This window comes from Bacillus sp. UNCCL81, assembly GCF_900112535.1.
GTDB lineage: Bacteria > Bacillota > Bacilli > Bacillales > Bacillaceae_G > Gottfriedia > Gottfriedia luciferensis_B.
In genome coordinates this window covers 104,472-123,150 of the sequence record NZ_FOMF01000008.1, presented here as the reverse complement: position 1 = coordinate 123,150, position 18,679 = coordinate 104,472, and the positions used below count along the sequence as shown (strand labels likewise).

At 33.0% G+C, this 18,679-nt stretch carries 19 protein-coding genes and 3 riboswitches; of the genes, 8 read left to right on the top strand and 11 right to left on the bottom strand.

The features are described 5' to 3' along the window. The first annotated feature begins 13 nt into the window (after window positions 1-13). Window positions 14-214 carry a cation transporter gene (locus tag BM319_RS17515; RefSeq protein ID WP_069033232.1) on the top strand — a complete coding sequence of 67 codons (201 nt, stop codon included), beginning with the start codon at window positions 14-16 and terminating at the stop codon, window positions 212-214. Window positions 215-294: 80 nt separating this feature from the next. Next, a complete protein-coding gene (locus tag BM319_RS17510) occupies window positions 295-1,101 on the top strand; it encodes a DUF8832 domain-containing protein (RefSeq protein ID WP_091023877.1) in 807 nt (268 codons plus the stop codon). A gap of 236 nt (window positions 1,102-1,337) precedes the next feature. Here BM319_RS17510 and BM319_RS17505 read toward each other — a convergent pair whose 3' ends face one another. From BM319_RS17505 to BM319_RS17485, 5 genes are read right to left on the bottom strand one after another with little or no spacing between them, the layout of a single operon-like run. Continuing rightward, the gene (locus BM319_RS17505) at window positions 1,338-2,345 is read right to left on the bottom strand and encodes a ThiF family adenylyltransferase (protein ID WP_091023875.1); all 1,008 of its coding nucleotides are present in this window, start codon (window positions 2,343-2,345) and stop codon (window positions 1,338-1,340) included. Then, window positions 2,342-3,109, bottom strand: a complete 768-nt coding sequence (locus tag BM319_RS17500) for a thiazole synthase (protein ID WP_091023873.1) — start codon at window positions 3,107-3,109, stop codon at window positions 2,342-2,344. Before BM319_RS17500 ends, BM319_RS17505 begins: the two co-directional genes overlap by 4 nt. A gap of 2 nt (window positions 3,110-3,111) precedes the next feature. Continuing rightward, window positions 3,112-3,315: a sulfur carrier protein ThiS gene (gene thiS, locus BM319_RS17495; RefSeq protein ID WP_175495635.1), complete on the bottom strand. Its 204-nt coding sequence runs from the start codon at window positions 3,313-3,315 to the stop codon at window positions 3,112-3,114. Between the two features lie 26 nt (window positions 3,316-3,341). Then, window positions 3,342-4,433 (bottom strand): glycine oxidase ThiO, encoded by a 1,092-nt coding sequence (gene thiO, locus BM319_RS17490; RefSeq protein ID WP_091023869.1) that lies wholly within the window; start codon window positions 4,431-4,433, stop codon window positions 3,342-3,344. Beyond that, window positions 4,417-5,031: a thiamine phosphate synthase gene (locus BM319_RS17485; RefSeq protein WP_069033238.1), complete on the bottom strand. Its 615-nt coding sequence runs from the start codon at window positions 5,029-5,031 to the stop codon at window positions 4,417-4,419. The genes thiO and BM319_RS17485 overlap by 17 nt, the downstream gene beginning before the upstream one ends. An 87-nt stretch (window positions 5,032-5,118) precedes the next feature. After that, window positions 5,119-5,228, bottom strand: a riboswitch (TPP riboswitch). 234 nt (window positions 5,229-5,462) lie between these two features. After that, a riboswitch (TPP riboswitch) is annotated at window positions 5,463-5,578 on the top strand. A 136-nt stretch (window positions 5,579-5,714) separates the two neighbouring features. On the opposite strand from BM319_RS17485, the gene thiC reads away from it, so the two are divergent. Beyond that, on the top strand, window positions 5,715-7,493 hold the full coding sequence (thiC, locus tag BM319_RS17480; RefSeq protein WP_091023866.1) for a phosphomethylpyrimidine synthase ThiC: 1,779 nt from the start codon (window positions 5,715-5,717) through the stop codon (window positions 7,491-7,493). Window positions 7,494-7,740: 247 nt separating this feature from the next. Here the strand turns inward: thiC and BM319_RS17475 are convergent, their stop codons facing one another. Then, window positions 7,741-7,920 carry a small acid-soluble spore protein H gene (locus BM319_RS17475; RefSeq protein ID WP_056467551.1) on the bottom strand — a complete coding sequence of 60 codons (180 nt, stop codon included), beginning with the start codon at window positions 7,918-7,920 and terminating at the stop codon, window positions 7,741-7,743. 431 nt (window positions 7,921-8,351) lie between these two features. Between BM319_RS17475 and BM319_RS17470 the strand changes: the two genes are divergently transcribed. Then, window positions 8,352-8,885: a DoxX family membrane protein gene (locus BM319_RS17470; RefSeq protein WP_069033240.1), complete on the top strand. Its 534-nt coding sequence runs from the start codon at window positions 8,352-8,354 to the stop codon at window positions 8,883-8,885. A gap of 56 nt (window positions 8,886-8,941) precedes the next feature. Here the strand turns inward: BM319_RS17470 and BM319_RS17465 are convergent, their stop codons facing one another. From BM319_RS17465 to BM319_RS17450, 4 genes are all read right to left on the bottom strand, one after another. After that, window positions 8,942-9,073, bottom strand: coding sequence for a YjcZ family sporulation protein (locus BM319_RS17465; protein WP_088014171.1), 132 nt, complete (start codon window positions 9,071-9,073; stop codon window positions 8,942-8,944). 172 nt (window positions 9,074-9,245) lie between these two features. Beyond that, window positions 9,246-9,506, bottom strand: coding sequence for a hypothetical protein (locus BM319_RS17460; RefSeq protein ID WP_056467548.1), 261 nt, complete (start codon window positions 9,504-9,506; stop codon window positions 9,246-9,248). Between the two features lie 147 nt (window positions 9,507-9,653). Beyond that, a complete protein-coding gene (gene bcaP, locus BM319_RS17455) occupies window positions 9,654-11,060 on the bottom strand; it encodes a branched-chain amino acid transporter BcaP (protein ID WP_091023864.1) in 1,407 nt (468 codons plus the stop codon). A 422-nt stretch (window positions 11,061-11,482) separates the two neighbouring features. Next, entirely contained in the window at window positions 11,483-11,662 is a 180-nt protein-coding gene (locus BM319_RS17450) for an H-type small acid-soluble spore protein (RefSeq protein ID WP_025672332.1), read from the bottom strand. A gap of 337 nt (window positions 11,663-11,999) precedes the next feature. Here BM319_RS17450 and BM319_RS17445 point away from each other — a divergent pair, with 337 nt between their 5' ends. Continuing rightward, a complete protein-coding gene (locus BM319_RS17445) occupies window positions 12,000-12,959 on the top strand; it encodes a LacI family DNA-binding transcriptional regulator (protein WP_091023862.1) in 960 nt (319 codons plus the stop codon). A gap of 362 nt (window positions 12,960-13,321) precedes the next feature. Here BM319_RS17445 and BM319_RS17440 read toward each other — a convergent pair whose 3' ends face one another. After that, window positions 13,322-14,221, bottom strand: coding sequence for a LysR family transcriptional regulator (locus tag BM319_RS17440; protein ID WP_091023860.1), 900 nt, complete (start codon window positions 14,219-14,221; stop codon window positions 13,322-13,324). A gap of 131 nt (window positions 14,222-14,352) precedes the next feature. Here BM319_RS17440 and BM319_RS17435 point away from each other — a divergent pair, with 131 nt between their 5' ends. The 3 genes from BM319_RS17435 (at window position 14,353) to BM319_RS17425 (ending at window position 18,671) form a co-directional block, all read left to right on the top strand. After that, entirely contained in the window at window positions 14,353-15,618 is a 1,266-nt protein-coding gene (locus tag BM319_RS17435) for an APC family permease (RefSeq protein ID WP_091023858.1), read from the top strand. 719 nt (window positions 15,619-16,337) lie between these two features. Beyond that, window positions 16,338-16,485, top strand: a riboswitch (FMN riboswitch). 332 nt (window positions 16,486-16,817) lie between these two features. Then, a complete protein-coding gene (ribE, locus tag BM319_RS17430; RefSeq protein WP_091023856.1) occupies window positions 16,818-17,465 on the top strand; it encodes a riboflavin synthase in 648 nt (215 codons plus the stop codon). A 12-nt stretch (window positions 17,466-17,477) separates the two neighbouring features. Next, window positions 17,478-18,671, top strand: coding sequence for a bifunctional 3,4-dihydroxy-2-butanone-4-phosphate synthase/GTP cyclohydrolase II (locus BM319_RS17425; RefSeq protein ID WP_091023853.1), 1,194 nt, complete (start codon window positions 17,478-17,480; stop codon window positions 18,669-18,671). Window positions 18,672-18,679: the final 8 nt, after the last annotated feature.

Genomic DNA, 18,679 nt, shown 5'->3' with positions numbered 1-18,679 from the left:
GAGGATTTAGAAAATGGAAACAATTTTAAAAGTAGAAGGTATGACATGTGGACACTGCAAAGCTGCAGTTATGAAAGCTGTAGAAGGAGTGTCTGGTACAAATAATATAATCGTAAGTTTGGAAAATAAAGAAGTAACTTTCAATACTTCAAACGCTGAAACAGTTGAGAAAGTGAAAGAGGCTATTGAAGATCAAGGTTACGATATCGTTTAAAAGTGATATCGAACAAATAAAAGGCGAACTATAGGTTCGCTTTTTATTTGGGAAAAATACTATATCGGGGAGAGAATTAGATGAAATACTTATTGTTGATACTTAGTTTTTTTACTGTTATAGGTTTAAGTGGTTGTGAAAGTAAGACACACGTAGGATCAACTCATCAAAATATGAATCATGAAACAAAAGAAAAAAAAGATACTACTCAAGTGAGCTTTTCATTTAATGGTACTCCAGAGAGTAATAATAAAGTAGATTTAAACATACAGGTTAATAGTTTAAAAGGTAAACCAGTTGATCAGTTTGAACTTGAACATGAAAAATTAATGCACCTGATCATTGTAAGTAAGGATTTATCTTTTTTTGACCATTTGCATCCACAATATAAAGGTAAAGGATTATTTACAGTAATACCGAACTTTCCAAATGGGGGTGAGTATAAGTTATTTACTGATTTTATCCCTAAGGGCTCAGATAAAAATGTAAAATCCAAATTAGTAAAGGTAACGGGGCAACCAGCAGGACCAGTATCACTAATACCAGATAAAGTATTAACAAAAGTAATCGATGGAAAAGAAATTACATTAAAATTTGATAAATTAACGACAGATCAAGAAGTTAAAATGACATATACGATCAAAGATGCTAAAACAAAAAAAGAGATTAATGATTTACAGCCTTATTTAGGTGCAGTTGGTCATGTAGTTGCGATTAGTGGCGACACTAATACATATTTACATGTGCACCCTATGAATGAAAAATCAAGCGGACCTGTTGCGGAATTCATGACGAGTTTTCCAAAAAAGGGATTATATAAAATATGGGGACAGTTTAAGCAAAATGGAAATGTGTTTATCGTACCATTTATAGTAGACGTACCATAAATTAAACAGAAAAAAGCAGGAAACTTTTAAAGTCTTCCTGCTTTTTTATTTAATCGCTTTATAAAATATTCGGCTTAATATCTGCTGGTCGACTATTGGTTTTATTTAAACCATCAGTCTTGCTAGCATCGTTAAGTGATAAGTATTTAGTTTGAGTCTAATTAATTTATAGAGATTTTATATAATTAGCCCTTTCAAAAACTAGTAAATTAGTAGTCTTTGAAAGGGTTTCTTTTTCAACCTAAAACTTTCCGATAGAGTTCCTTAGCAACAGATGGTTCCTTTGTACCGTGAATAATCGCTCGACCGTCTTTAAATAAAACAATGCGATGTTCTTCATAAGTACATGACAATAAATAAGGATTTACAATCAAATCATTTACTATCCCTTGTAATCTATCAGAAAGGTTAGTTAGTGTTGGAATTTTAGGAGATGATACTCTTAATTGAACTGCATCTCTTCCACATAAGACATATGACTTCATATGGTCATCATCTTTTAAAAATGGATAACTTCTTATAGGACCACATGTTGGACAGTTTTTATTTTTTAATTTTTCGATGTTTATATCAGACTTTTCATGCTTCCAAACATCAATCGATTGTAAGATTGGTAAGAGTTCATAGTTAGTAAGATATTGCATGGCATAGGTTACTTGGTAGGCAGCAATCATTTGCACAATTGGACTAATAACGCCTACTGTATCACAAGTCATATTTAAAGTTGGTATATGATTTAATAAACAGTTAAGGCATGGAGTTTTTCCTGGAATAATTGGAAACGAGAGGCCATAGCTTCCAACACACGCACCAAAAATAAAAGGAATGCCATGTTTAATTGCTGCATCATTTACTACCATTCTAGTTTCAAAATTATCTGTTGCATCTAGTATGATTGTTTGACCTTTAATCAACTCTTCAATATTAAGACTAGTAATATCTTTTATTAAACTAGTTATCGCTACTTCACTATTAATTTGTTGAAGTCGATTTTTAGCCGCAATTACTTTAGGGAGTTTATTTTTAGCATCTTCTTCCGTATAAAGAGATTGCCTTTGTAAATTAGTCCATTCAACGTAATCACGGTCAACAATTGTTATCTTTCCAATTCCCGCTCTTACAAGCATTTCTGCTATTGATGAGCCTAGTGCACCAACACCAATAATAATAGCACTGGCTTTTTGTAAGTGTGATTGACGATCTCTTCCTAAAAATAATTCTTGTTTTGCATAACGGTTTGTCAAGAATTCACCAACCCTGTGATTGGGCTACTAGCTTCACCATAATTTTTTTCTTCAATTCTTCCTGCCTCATAACCAAGTCTTCCTGCTTCAATAGCAAGTTTCATCGCAACTGCCATTTTTACAGGATCTTTTGCGTTAGAGACCGCAGTATTTAAAAGGACTCCATCAGCACCTAGCTCCATTGCAAAAGCTGCATCTTTTGGAGATCCGATTCCGGCATCTACTATAACAGGTACATTGGATTGCTCGATGATAAATCTAAGATTTAATGGATTAATAATTCCTTTTCCGGAACCGATTGGAGATGCACCTGGCATAATCGCATGGACACCAAGTTCTTCTAGTCTTCTTGCAAGCACAACATCATCGGAAGTATAAGGTAATACAATAAATCCTTCGTTTAATAACATTTCTGATGCCTTCAATGTTTCGATTGGATCAGGTAATAATGATTTATCACACCCAATTACTTCTACCTTGATCATATCGCATAAGCCTGACGCTTTTGCCAATCTTGCAATTCTAACTGCCTCTTCAGCAGTTTTTGCACCAGCTGTATTTGGCAATAATTTATATTTCGTTAGATCTAATTGTTCAAGAAAATTTGGTTGAGATTCCTCAAAAATATTCATTCTTCTAACAGCAAAAGTTAGTATCTCGGCTTCCGATACTTCAACAGCTTCTTTCTGGACTTCAAATGAAGGGTATTTTCCTGTTCCTAATAATAATCTTGAATGAAACGTATGATTTCCTACTTTTAACATGATTAGCCACCACCTACAAAATGTATTAATTCTACAGAATCTCCGTTAGAGAGATGAGTTAATGAATACTGTTCCTTATAAATAATTTCTTTATTAACCTCGACAATAACAATTCGGTTTTCTAATTGATATTTATTAAGCAGATCCTGAATTGTATAGGTATTGCTCGAAATATCGATATTCTTTCCATTTAATCTTATTTCCAAATGCATACACCTCCAAAGAGTTAAAATTAACGATTGATTTTAAATGCTTCGATCCAATTACGATTGACTTTCCGCTTAAGAATCAAATCTCGAATTAACTTTCCAGTTGCAGGTGCAAGCAATATTCCATTTCGAAAATGGCCAGTAGCAAATAAGATTTGATCTTCTTCTGGATGAGTTCCAATAAAGGGATTATAATCGAGAGTTCGCGGACGTAATCCTGCCCAAAATGAATCAATTTTCATGTCTTCAATGTCAGGAAGCATTTTTTTAGCGCTTTGTATTAATGACTCAATCCCCCCTAAGCTAGGGTTCTCATTCCATTCGTTGTCTACCATAGTAGCTCCGATGACAAGGCGACCGTCATTCCTTGGAACAATATATTTTTGTTCATGGAAAAGAGTATGTTTTAATGCAACCTTTTCACTTCTAACCGAGATGCATTCACCTTTAACGGGAATAATTTCGTGATGTAATCCAAGCTGTCCAAACAATGAATTACTCCAGACTCCACTTGCAACTACAATGGTTTTTGCTTCAAAATTGCCATTTGTTGTTTTAATTAAATAATGTGAATCATTTTTTTGAATCTGAAATACATGTGTATATTCAAAAATAGATGCACCTAAAATTTGAGCACCTTTGCAAAATGCGTTACAGACAGAAACAGGCAATACATTCACATCGTCTTCAATATAAGCTGCTCCAATTATGTTTGGATAAATGCCAGGTATCTGTTCTTTTAACTCTTCCTCGTTATACCAACGTGCCGAAGTTTGAGTGAGTAGGGGAGTTAATTGTTTTTTTTCTAAATCTGTATAAGCTAGTTTGAAAATGCCACCTTTTTTAAGTTCAATATCAATTCCACATAATTCCTTTAATTCTTCTTGAAGGTGAAAATAAGTTAATTGACTGTTTCTAGCAAAAGTAAAAAATGACTCAGAGTGATCCCACTCGGAATGGGCACCAAGCATTCCAGCAGCTGCCTTAGTTGTTTTCTGCCCAACTTGCTGTCCTTCAAGAACTGCGACATTAATGTTTTCTTTGGCCAGATAATAAGCAATGGAACAACCTATTATTCCACCACCAATTACGACAACATCAAATTTCTTGTTCATAAGTAAATTTACACCTTTCAAAATATTGCAACGCAGCTTCTAGGGGATTTCGGGCAGAAAATATACCAGACATTACAGCAATACCGTCAATGTCGTTCCTTTTTAGAACTTGTATATGTTCAGGTAATATTCCTCCGACCGCATAGATTGGTATGGTTAACGTTTTTTTCATTTCTGGAATTAGTTCAATTCCATTAGGTGTTAATCCATTTTTACACTCTGTTTCAAAACAATGACCGTACATAATATAGTCAGCTTGATCATTTTCTGCCTGTATTGCTTCAGTAAGTGTGTGAACTGATTTTCCTACTCGTAAATTAGGAAAATATTCTTTTACATCAACAAGTGGAAGACCATGTCCTGGCAAGTGAATATTTGTTAGGTTAGAGAAAATAGCTATATCTAATCGATCATTTAAAACAATTTTTTTCATATCTACTTTGTTCATTTTTAGTAGATTTAAGAGTGATATTAGCTCGATTGCCTTTTTCGATTTTTCGCGAATATGTACATAATCAACTGCATCGATTATTTGAATTATTTTTGTAGCAAGTACTTCCACTGTGTGCTGATCATCTGTAATTGCAATAAGTTCCATGTCCCAGCCACTTTCATTATCAAAATTTTTTCAACAAAAAAACCACTTCCCTAAAAAAAGAAAGTGGTTACATTGCACGCGAAAAAAGTATAAAATGCGCCACTTTCCTACGCAGGTACTAGCCTGTTCAGGTTTTGAGGGTTTAAAAGTAACTACTTTATTCTCAGCCCTTATCAAGGGATCCCCTAGTGATGAATATGTATGAAAATTAATCTTAGCATAGCATATAAAAAATAATATTCAATACTAAATTTATTTTTACTAGTCCAATTTATTACCAGAAATTGGGCTTGAAGTATAGTGAAATCAGTGTTTTTAGGGTGATAAAAAAACTAATAATTTTTTTAATTTGGAATTTCTGTAAAAATTTAGGGAAATAAAATCATTTACATTTTAAATTTGTGGGTTTATATTTAGGTGGAACAAGTTAATAGATTGACTAGGGGTGTCCAATTAGTTGGGCTGAGAGAGAAACGCGATCTTAGTTTCTTAACCCTCAGGACCTGATCTGGTTCATACCAGCGTGGGGAAGTTAGAAATTTCTCATTAATGATTACATAATTGTTAATGTAGTTTTACTAACATTTAGCCGGGTCTTAAATATAAGATTCCGGCTTTTTTCATGCTTTAAATGGATTGGATTTCGTCCTTTTTAAACTAATTAAAAAGGGGAATGAAATCAAATGAACAATTCTGTAAATGAAATGAATTTTTCCATCATGTCTAGTTTTTCAGGGAGTAAGAAGGTGTATGTTGAAGGATCTAGACCTGACATTAAGGTGCCAATGCGTGAGATTCAATTAAGTCCAACAACTGGCACTTTTGGCGAAGAAGAAAATGCTCCAGTTAGAGTATACGACACTAGCGGACCTTACACAGATTCAGCTAGCTCAGTTGATATTCGAATGGGACTTAAGGCGATTAGACAAAACTGGGTAATCGAACGAAATGATGTTGAAGAGTATGAAGGGCGTGAAATTAAGCCTGAAGATAATGGATATAGAAAAGAGTCAGATCAACATAATGTTGAGGTATTTAAAGGGTTAAAAAGAAAACCGTTACGTGCAAAAGATAATGGAAATATTACTCAAATGCATTATGCTCGTAAAGGGATTATTACACCTGAAATGGAATTTATTGCGATTCGAGAGAATGTTTCAGCTGAATTTGTTCGCGATGAAGTTGCAAAAGGAAGGGCTGTCATTCCATCGAATATTAATCACCCTGAAAGTGAGCCAATGATCATCGGTCGTAATTTTCATGTAAAAATAAACGCCAATATAGGTAATTCAGCGGTTACCTCTTCAATCGAAGAAGAAGTAGAAAAAATGACATGGGCTACTCGCTGGGGTGCGGATACGATGATGGATCTTTCAACTGGTAAGAATATTCATACAACACGTGAATGGATTATCCGAAATTCTCCAGTACCAGTAGGGACAGTTCCGATTTATCAGGCGCTTGAAAAGGTTAATGGAATTGCGGAAGACTTAAGCTGGGAAGTGTTTCGAGATACTCTAATTGAGCAAGCGGAACAAGGGGTAGACTATTTTACAATTCACGCGGGTGTATTATTACGTTATATCCCATTAACGGCAAAACGAGTGACAGGAATTGTATCTCGTGGTGGCTCTATTTTGGCTCAGTGGTGTTTAGCTCATCATAAAGAGAATTTTTTATATACTCATTTTGAAGAAATTTGTGAAATTATGAAGCGTTATGACGTAACATTCTCTTTAGGAGATGGACTGAGACCAGGTTCAATCGCCGATGCAAATGACGAAGCACAGTTTGCTGAGTTAGAAACTCTAGGTGAGTTAACGAAAATTGCATGGAAACACGATGTTCAAGTTATGATTGAAGGACCGGGACATGTACCAATGCACTTAATTAAAGAGAATATGGATAAACAATTAGAAATTTGTCAGGAAGCGCCATTTTATACATTAGGACCGTTAACGACTGATATTGCGCCTGGATACGATCACATTACATCAGCGATCGGTGCAGCAATGATTGGTTGGTTTGGTACTGCAATGCTTTGTTATGTAACTCCGAAAGAGCATTTAGGTCTTCCAAATAAAGAAGATGTAAGAGTAGGTGTTATTACATACAAAATAGCAGCGCATGCAGCTGACTTAGCAAAAGGCCACCCTGGTGCACAAAAAAGAGATGATGCACTTTCAAAAGCAAGATTTGAATTTAGATGGCGTGATCAGTTTAATCTTTCACTTGATCCGGAAAGAGCAATTGAATATCACGACGAAACATTACCTGCTGAAGGAGCTAAAACAGCGCATTTTTGTTCAATGTGTGGTCCAAAATTCTGTAGTATGAGAATCTCTCAAGATATTCGAGATATAGTAAAACAAGAAGAACTTCAGAATGATTCAATCATTGAAGAAGGAATGCAAGAAAAAGCACTTGAATTTAGAAAACAAGGCGGAGAAATCTATCAATAAGGGTGTGAGCCTTATATGAATAGGGTAGAAGAAATCATAAAAGAAATAAAGAATTTGGAAAGAAATATGAATCAGTTGAAAATTGAACTGAGCACAATTCAAAAAAACTGTGTACACGATTTCCAGAAGAAAGATACGATACAAGAATGCCTTAAATGCAATTTAATTGAAAGTTTAAGCTGGTAATAGGAATTAACAATGAAAAAACAAACCTCAAAACAAAGAGGTTTGTTTTTTTACTCGAGAATTAATGTTCCGACAAACTATTGATTGAAACTTCTTCCTCCCGATCTGGTTGACCAAGCGGATAGATTCTAGCAGTTTCATTTGTTTCATCAACATGTTGAATGTAAATTGGTACTCCATTATACGTCACATTTGCCATTTCAGGTGAAGAAGCAATCTCTTGAGCGCGTTGTTTATTCATAGTGAACCTCCTCTTAATTAAAAATAGAAACCTAACATATTATTAACCGTGGGGTGATTGGGTATTCATTTAAAATTTTTCTTAAAAAGCATGCCGCATTATAAAGACTTACGCTCTTAAATTTGAGAGAAGGTCTTTTTTTTATTGTTTTTTAAGAGAAATGCTGAAGGTAAAGAAATGAAGTAAAAGGGAATAGGAAGAATCAAGCAAAGAGGCCTTATATACAAATATTACCATTGAAAATGATTATCATTACTGCTACGATTGTAAACGGTAATTGATAATGATAACTATTTTCAATAAAATGCAAAGGAGGTGGAATTTATCGAGGATAATCAATTTTGAGAATTAAATATCAATTTTAAAAAAAACACATGATATTAGTGAGAATTTAGAATTTCTTACTATAAAGAATTGGAGAACTTATTTAAATGGAATTATTCATTCAGCAACTAAAAAATAATGCTTTTCAATGTTTATTTACTTTAATGCGAATTCTATTTGGAATTGGTTGGTTATTTGCTGGGGTTACGAAAATTACTGAGAAGCGTTGGTATAGTGAACCTGGGACTTTTATTAAAACCTATTTTATTTTGGCCATTGAAAAGCCAAATGTCCCTGAGTTTTATAAATATTTCATTCAACATTTTGCAATGAAGCATTACTTATTTTTTAATTACACGATTCCTGTAGTTCAAATTTTAATTGGCATTCTATTAATAATGGGTTTATTCATTCTTCCTTCTGTATTATTTTGTCTATTTATGCATATTAATTTCATTCTTTCAGGTAATATGAACTTAATAAGTTTAACCTTATATACAAGCGCTTTTGGAATTTTACTTTCTTTAAATCGAGTTTACGTGTTAAGTTTAGATCGTTACCTTGGAATAGAAAAACTGTTCGTCTTAAAAAGTTCAGTACATATCAATACAATTCATTCAAAGCAAGCTCAGGCTTCTTAATATATAATAAAAAAACTCCTGTTAAAATTTAACAGGAGTTTTATAGTTTTTAAAGATTACCAGTGATGTCCATATCCATATCCGTCATATCCAGACCAGCAAGCTGCTCCAACAATGATTAATAAAATAAATAGAACAACGATTAAAGCAAAACCGTTAAGATGGTGACCGTGATGTCCAGTACTCATACATGTGACCTCCTTCATACGATATTTAAGGGAAACTCCCTTAGGGTCATGTAACTAATTGAAAATTACAATTAGGAGAGGTGGATAATGTATCGTATGTTTTTTTGCCAACTATGAAACTAGTCTATAATGTAATTAGGCTTATACCTAGACGTAAGTTTTAATAAATGAATTATTTTTCCTTAGGAAGTGAAATTGCAGTTTCAACTACATAACCATTTTGAAACTTCACAGCAATTGTACCTAAATAAGTGTCAGTAGGCTGAAGTGTTTCGGTACAAGTAAAATAACGAATATGTACAACTTCTTTCGTATCTTTACTAATCTTTTGACAAGCAAGTAAATTACTTAGTCGTTTTAATGCAATCTCTCTTTTCACTCCAATAAGATCTTTTTTAATAAATGATTCATAATAATTTTTTAATGGGAACATTTTAACAGCTCCTGTTCTTCGAAAATAAAATTTCCTAAGTCGTATCATATCATAAAGTAAATCTGTTTTTGTAAAGTTTGTTGTTGTGGAAAATATGTAACTAACAAAAAAATCCCACTATAGGTTACTATAGTGGGATTTGCTTACTTATGCAGTTTGATTTGAATCCTTATCAAACTTATTTTTACCGTTTAGTTTAGAATTTTTATATCCGTATGTGCTATAAATTACTAAACCGATTACTAACCAAACTACGAAACCTTTCCAAGTAAATGATGAAAGTTGTAGCATTAAATATACACAGAATACAACAGCTAATACTGGTACTACAGGTACCCAAGGAGTTTTGAATCCTCGCTTTAAGTCTGGGCGAGTTTTTCTTAATACAAGAATACCAAGAGAAACAGCAGAGAAAGCGAATAGCGTACCGATATTTGTTAATTCAGCTAATTTGTTTAATGGAATTAAGCCAGCGAATAAAGCAACTAATCCGCCAGTTACCCAAGTGCTTGTTACAGGAACTGAAGTTTTCTTATTAACTTTTGATAATTTACCTGGTAATAAACCGTCTTTAGAGATTGCATAGAATAGACGAGTTTGTCCAAACATCATTACGATTAATACAGTTGTAATACCGATGATTGCGCCAAGTGAAATGAAACCAGCAGCCCAATCTTGGTGAATAAATGCTAGTGCAAAAGCAACAGGGTCTTTAACACCTAATTGATCAAACGGAACGATACCAGTAAGAATTAATGAAACGACAATATATAAGATTGTACAAATTGTTAAAGCTGAGATAATACCGATTGGTAAGTTACGTTGAGGGTTTTTAACTTCCTCAGCTGCAGTTGATACTGCATCAAATCCAAAGTAAGCAAATACTACTACTGCAGCACCAGCTGTTACCCCATGGAATCCCATTGGCATAAATGGAGTCCAGTTATGCGGTTGAACGTACCAAACACCAACAACGATGAAAAGTGCTACTACTGCTAATTTTACAATTACCATGATCGTGTTAAGTTTTGCAGATTCTCTAACACCTCTAGTAAGAATGAACGTTACAAGTAAAACAATAATTACTGCTGGTAAATCAATAAAAGTATGTTTAGATGGATCAAATGCACTTGTTAAAGCTGTTGGAAGGTTTACTCCAAAACCATGTAATAAACTTTGGAAATATCCAGACCATCCACTTGCTACTGCTGAAGATGCAAGTCCATACTCTAGTACCATATCCCAACCTAATATCCAAGCAATAACTTCACCAAAAGCAACATAACTATAAGTGTAAGCACTACCAGCCTCTGGAATCATAGAAGCAAATTCAGAGTAACAAAGTGCGGCGAATGTACAAGCTAAACCTGCGATAATAAATGAAAGAACAAGTGCTGGACCTGCATAATCAGCTGCTGCTACACCAGTTAAAACGAATATACCTGTACCGATGATGGCACCGATACCTAACATTGTAAGATCAAACGCCCCTAGAACTTGTTTAAGTGAACTAGGCGAACTGCTTGTAACCGATTTTTTTCGAAATAAATTCATATGAGCCTCCTCTAATCTTTTTTTGTAGTTTTTTAATCTTCTATTAAGAAAGTTTAGTATTTTCTAATTTGACCTTAAAAAATAGAAAATTCTGACAATTAGCTACGAAGTAATATTACAGTTTGTCTCCCTTAAGTGATTTTTATGATAACACACTTATAAAAATATTCAAACAATATTTCGACTTTTTTTTCAATTTTTTTAAAAATAAGTAGTAAATTAGACTTATTACCCAATACCTAGTCGTTTGGTAAAAATAAACTAGTTGATAGTTATGCCATAAGTAATACTGCACTCATAAAGCATTATATTCCTAAAGGTTTCAGATGAAATCAGACTAAATAGTTATATAATTGGGCTTTTTTCCCAAAAATGAAATAAACCTCCATAATAGAGGTTTATTTTCGGGTCTTTTTTATCATTTATTGTTCTTTTAAGTGACTTAATGATACTTCTTTATCATTTTGCGGTTGATCAAGAGGATAAATTCTTGCTGTCCCCTCATTTTTATTAACATGCTGAATATAAACAGGTACTCCATCGCATGTTACATTAATCATACCAGGTGCAGCTACGATTTCTAAGGCTCTTTCAGTATCCATCATAATACCTCCTTTAATTACTAACCTATTTTATTATTTACATAGTAAAGTTAGAGTATTCATGGAAAATAGGAGCTTTTTTAAAGGATTATGTAATATAGGACAAGGAGGGTAATTGTTGAAGCGATTGTTTTAAGTTTTGCCTGCATTACTTAACTCGTTTCTTTTCTTGTTGTATGATAGCAAAGAAAGCGAAAAATAAAATTGAACTACACATAAATAGTAAACAAAGTAAACCAAAAAGTATTTGCATATTCGTACCTCCTTTTTATGATTAGAACATCGTAAAGTATGGAACTAGTTTCAGAGCAAGAAAAAGTTTAGAAAAGGTGAGAAAATGTCTAATATTAAAGAAATTGCGAGGATTGCCGGCGTTTCGGTTACAACAGTCTCACGAGTTTTAAATGATGAACCATACGTTAGTGAGGAAAAAAGAAAAGCAGTTTTAAATGCAATTGAGTTAACAAATTATCAACGAAATCAAAATGCAGTCAATTTAAGTAAAGGAAAAACGAATCTAATTGGAGTGGTTATTCCGTTCTCGCAACATCCGTACTTTGGATTGCTAATTGATGGAATTGCTAACGAAGCGATAAAAAATAATTATAAGTTAGTACTATTTCAATCAAATTATGAGGAGAAGAGAGAAATTGAGGCTTTAAAGATGCTGCAGCATAAACAAATAGATTCGCTCATTATTTGTTCTAGAATTTGTTCGATTGAAATGATCGAGCATTATAAGCAATATGGACAAATAGTATTATTTGAAGATACGAGAAATACGGGGGTTTCCTCAACATTTATCGATCAATACAATTGCTTCATGATTGCATTAGAATATTTATATCAAAAGGGACATCGGAAAATCGGTTATAGTATTGGCCGTAGAACAGGCAAGAATAGTAAACAAAGAGAATCTGCCTATATTGATTTTCATAATAAATATAATGAATCTCTAAATAACGATTTCGTATTCGAGAATTGTTACTATTTTGAAGATGGTGAAAGAATCGTCCAATCTTTATTAAATTTAAAAGAGAGACCAACAGCCTTGTTAGTAACAAGTGACCAAGTGGCAGCGGGTGTGCAGACTTGCTGTAATGATCGTGGAATAGCTATTCCTCATGATCTAGCGATAATTGGGTTCGATAATCAACCAATTGCAAAAGTAATGAAGTTAACAACAGTCGAAATTCCATTACGAGAAATAGGGAAGAAACTTTTTATACAAGCGATTGATTCTGTAATTAATCAAGAGGAGATAGCGATTAAATTAATTGAGCGGCAGACGGTATAATAAAAAAGCTAGTCAGGGGCTAGCTTTTTTTCGTGACGTTGTATGGGGAAGTGCAAAAAAAGCTGAAACTGCAAATAAATCTGGGGAAGTGCAAATAAAAAATTGGTATCTGCAATAAAAATCAGCATAACTGCAAATAAAGTCTTGAAACATGATTGTATAGAGTAAATGCATTAAAAAAATAGAAGAAATAACATTAAAAATGGACTGAGAAACAGCTAAAATTAAATAAAATCCAGTAAAACCAATATTATTACACAATAAATTTTCAAGGATTATGCCGAATTATTTCAATAAAATTTAATCAATAAAGTTAAACTATATGTCCGGACTATAACTCCAAAGTAAAAACTAATATAAAACTAGCTTTTGATAGACTGATCCCATAAAGGTGACTGTTCTCTAACAACTTCCATAAATTTTCTAGCAGCACGGGATTGCCATCTGTTTTTATGCCAAGACATGATCGTAGATACACTTCCTAAATTTGTATCCCATTTTATGACTTTTAGTTTTTGTTGCTGCATTTCATTTTGAACTGCTACGAGTGGGAGTATGGATATACCAAGTCCACACATAACACATTGTTTAATTGCCTCAACACTCCAAAATTCCATTCCAGTCTCAGTTGCGATTCCTTTACTTCTTAAAAATGCTTCAAAATAATCACGATAACTACCTTGTTCTGTGAGAATTATATTTTCATTCGCATTTAGTGTAAACGATGAAAGTGTTCTAGTATCAGAAGATGGAGGTAGCAAAATGACAAGTGGTTCTTCAATTAGTGTTTCCGTATATAAATCAGAATCCGGTAATGGAGCCTGCAGGAAGAAGCCAATATCTAGATCGCCTCGACGTAATTCATCTTGTAATTCCCAACATGAACCAGATTTCATCATAATATTTACTTTCGGGTTTTGTGATCGAAATGCTTGGATAATTAGTGGAAGACGATAGATTGTTAAAGATTCTGGAGCGCCAATTTTTAATGTAGATACCTCTTCATTTTCCATTTGGAATACATCTTTTGCTTTTGTATAGAGCTGAATCATTTCGATTGCGTGAACTAAAAAGTTCTCACCGACCTCAGTCAGATGTACCTTTTTACCTAATCGGTCAAATAAAGGTACTCCTAGCTCTTGCTCAAGTGCTTGTATATGTGCAGTAACTGTAGATTGTGCATATCCGAGATGGATCGCAGCTCTAGAGAACCCGCCCATATCCACAATTGACTTAAATGTAATTAAATGTCGGATTTCCATAATTGCCTCCTAACTATCGGATTTTCCGATAGTTTATATCATAACTATTCATTTTACCGATGTTAGATTGGTTCATATAATTAAATTATACGAAATTACAATTTGTTTCAATAACTATTGGAGGGATATGAATGAGGAATCGAAAAATTGGTTTTCTTTTGCTCAGCGGGTTAATGATTGGACCTATTTTAGGTTCAGGAATTATTATTTTACCACCTGCAGTGTATGTAACTACTGGAAATTATGCTATTTTTGCTTGGGTTCTTATGCTTGGTTTAAGTTTAATATTTGCACTAATGTTCGGTAAGCTAAGTTTGTTGATTCCAGGAGATTCTGGAGTGCCATTGGCAGTTGAGCGTGCTTTTGGTACACAAATAAAAAACCTTTCAGCTATTTTCTTTTTACTTGCAGTTTGTTTTGGACCAATTGCAGTTACAGGAACGGCAGGGCATTACTTACAACTACTGACGAATCAAAGCTTCTTCAATGAAAAGTGGCTAGCTTTAGGAATACTATGTTTTGTTTATATCATTTTAACTAGAAGCATTGCCGATGTTGGAAAATTTGCCTTTTTCATGTCTAGTTTCATTGTAGTGACACTTATAGTTGGCAGTATTCATACATTATTTACAGTTGATGGGAGCTTTACTTTATCGAAGCCAATTACTGTTTCTGATTTTGGAGAAAGTTTACTTTTATTATTTTGGGCATTAATCGGGTGGGAGGTCATCGGTAGCTATTCTTTAGAAGTAAAAACTCCAGAACGAACAATTCCTAAAGCAGTAGTCTTAAGTTTCTCGATTATAGCAATAGTAAGTTTAACAGTTGCATTTGCTTTCCAGTGGATTCATTCTAAAAATGGAAGTATGATGGATCAATCATTAGCACCGTTACTTCAGAGTTTATTTGGAAGTTGGTCAACTCCAATTATTTCAACAATTACAATTGCTCTTTGTATTAGTACGGTTCTGCTAGTAATAGGAGCAGTATCAAGGCTAATTGCCGATCAAGCCAAAAACGGTTTATTACCTTCATGGCTTTCTTTTAAAAATAAAAATAATGTTGCAACTCGATCATTATTTAGTTTGTTTGGCATTCACATAATTGTATTTATTCTCTATTTTAATGACTTCCTAAACATTCAAACACTTGTAGCGATTGCAAATGCATTCTTCCTATGCAACGCCTTACTAGGAGTATTGGCATGTTTGCGATTATTTGATTCCATATTTTTTAAAATGGGTTCATGTATTCTAGCAATTTGCTTTTTAGGAATACTTTTATTCTCTTCACCAGTCATATTAATATTGATCATATTAGTTTCAGTGTACTTTATTTGGCTACAAAAAAGAGATTTAAAACAACATGAAAAAATTTTACAAGTTGGAAATGAATAATGGATAAGAGAGGGAACTTCTATTAAAAGAAGTTTCTTTATTTGAAATGTAAATTTTTATAATAATAATAATAATTCTACTTATTGTATATTTATTATTATTTTTATATGGATATTTACTCAAGTTTTACACGTTTTTTTCAGATTGGTATACGATGAAGCTATTACTTTTTTAGTGCAGATGAAAGGCCTTTTGTTATTTTAGAATTAAATCTTTTTTTGTAGTTATCAGGTTTACATCTTTCTATTTCTGATATAAAGAGAAACGCTTAATAAAATGTTTTCCTAATGATTCTAGGAGCATTGTTAAGTGGAGTTTATTACTTCTTGCTATAAATAAACATAATGAAAAATCTGATTTTATCTAAATGAAAAAACTATTCGATTGTATTATTAATTAATCTAAATTAATGTAATTCTGGAATTTGTAAGTCTTAATGTCTACATTAATTGCATGAATTAATATTTTCTGAAGTTACTTTAATATTAATATTTATACACTTTTGTATTGGTTGCAAAAAAATATATATAGCAAGGTGATTAAATTTGGTAGAAAAAAATAATAAATTTTTTAACTAAATAGAGTGTGGAATTTTCCATATTTTATAAGGTTTTTTCGCTTAAATTATCTTTTCTATTAGATCGTTTTAAAAGAAATAGAATCTTAAAATCTTTACAATCAAATAATTGCTAGTTATAATGAAACCAAATTTGATAATTAGTGTCCTTCGGGGTCGGGTGAAATTCCCAACCGGCGGTGTTGTATATTTTTATACTAAGCCCGTGAGCTTCATATAGATTTTTTATATGTTGCTGATCTAGTTAGAGTCTAGAGCCGACAGTATAGTCTGGATGGGAGAAGGATGGAGTGCATATATGGTATGGTTATTTGTTTTTTCAAAAATACTATCCGTATAGGCTTAGTTGGTTGTGCATATTTTGTATGCACAACAATAGACGCGATATAGTACTGTCTTTAAATAGACTTATTTTGAACTAGCGTTTATTTAAGTATGCTTCCTTTCTTAAACATCTATTGCCCCTTAGGAGTTTTCTAAGGGGCTTTTCACTTTTTCAAATTAATTTGAATTAGAGGGTGTGATAAGGTGGATCAACTATTTATGAAATTTGAGATGGATCTTACAAAGTCATTTATCGGGCTTGAGTGTAAAATGATTTTTCGAAATGAGGTGAAAAAACTTGTTTACTGGAATCGTTGAGGAAATAGGAACAGTAAAAAATATCATAAAAAAAGGTAAAACTTTATTGCTAACAATTGAGGCACCAGTCATTTTAGAGGATGTTCATTTAGGAGATAGTATCTCTGTAAATGGAGTGTGTTTAACCGTTACAGATTTTACTAAAAATGAATTTTCTGTTGATGTCATGCCTGAAACGTTTCAAGCGTCGAATCTAAGTACTTTGGTTTCAAACCAAAAAGTAAATTTAGAGCGGGCAATGGCTGCAAATGGAAGGTTTGGTGGACATATTGTATCGGGTCATATTGATGGCACAGGTAAAATTATATCTGTAAATGCAATGGAAAACGCAGTAATGTATAAAATTACTATTCCAAGTTCGTTTGCTAAATATTGCCTACATAAAGGCAGTATAACGATTGATGGTACAAGTTTAACAATATTTGAAGTTGAAAATGATATTGTAACAATCTCTTTAATTCCTCATACCCGCTCACATACGATCTTAGGCAGTAAAAAAACGGGAGACGTTGTTAATATTGAGTTTGATTTATTAGGTAAGTATGTTGAAAAAATGCTTGGTATGAATGAGACGAAAAAGAGTTCTGCAATAACAACTTCATTTTTATCTCAAAATGGCTATATATAAAGGAGTAAGATCATGTTCTCTAAAATAGAAGAAGCAATTGAAGACTTAAAAAATGGAAAAATTATTATTGTTTGTGATGATGAAGATAGAGAAAATGAAGGAGATTTTGTTGTTATCGGTGAATTTGCAACTCCTGAAAATATAAATTTTATGGCAACACATGGCCGCGGTTTAATTTGTGCACCTGTTTCTGAAGAGATAGCGAAAAAACTAGATTTATATGACATGGTAACAAACAATACAGATTCACATGGAACTGCCTTTACTGTAAGTATTGATCATATCGATTCTACTACTGGTATCTCAGCATTTGAGCGTTCACATACTGTTTTACAAATGTTAAATGATAAATCAACTGGAGCAGATTTTAGAAGACCTGGTCATATGTTTCCTTTAGTCGCTAAAAACGGAGGCGTTATTGAGAGACCGGGACATACTGAAGCTGCAGTAGATTTAGCTCGAATGGCTGGATCGAAAGAAGTTGGTGTCATTTGTGAAATTATGAATGATGATGGAACAATGGCAAGAGTACCTGATTTAATCAAAATCGCAAACAAGTTTAATTTAAAAATGATAACAATTAAAGATTTAATTCATTATAGACGAGAAACTGAACAACTTGTAAATAGAGAAGTTGAAATTAAATTACCAACTGATTTTGGTGATTTTAAGATGATTGGTTATACAAATGAGATCGACGGTAAAGAGCATATTGCGATTGTAAAAGGTAAAGTTGACGATGGTGAACCAGTGCTTGTACGTATTCATTCGGAATGTTTAACAGGTGATGTATTTGGCTCATGTCGTTGTGATTGTGGACCTCAGTTACAATCAACATTATCGATGATTGAAGAAGCAGGCAAAGGCGTAATTGTTTATATGCGACAAGAAGGCAGAGGGATTGGCTTACTTAATAAGTTAAGAGCATATAAGTTACAGGAAGAAGGCTTTGATACTGTTGAAGCAAATTTAAACTTAGGATTTGATTCAGATTTAAGAGATTATGCGATAAGTGCTCAAATTATAAAAGATTTAGGCATTGAGAGTATAGATTTAATAACTAATAATCCAGTTAAAATTGATGCGTTAAAATCTCACGGAATACAGATTAATAATCGAGTGCCAATTCAAACCGAAATGAAAACAGAAAACGAAAAATATTTAATTACTAAAATCGAAAAAATGGGACATTTATTACACTATTAATAGGGAGA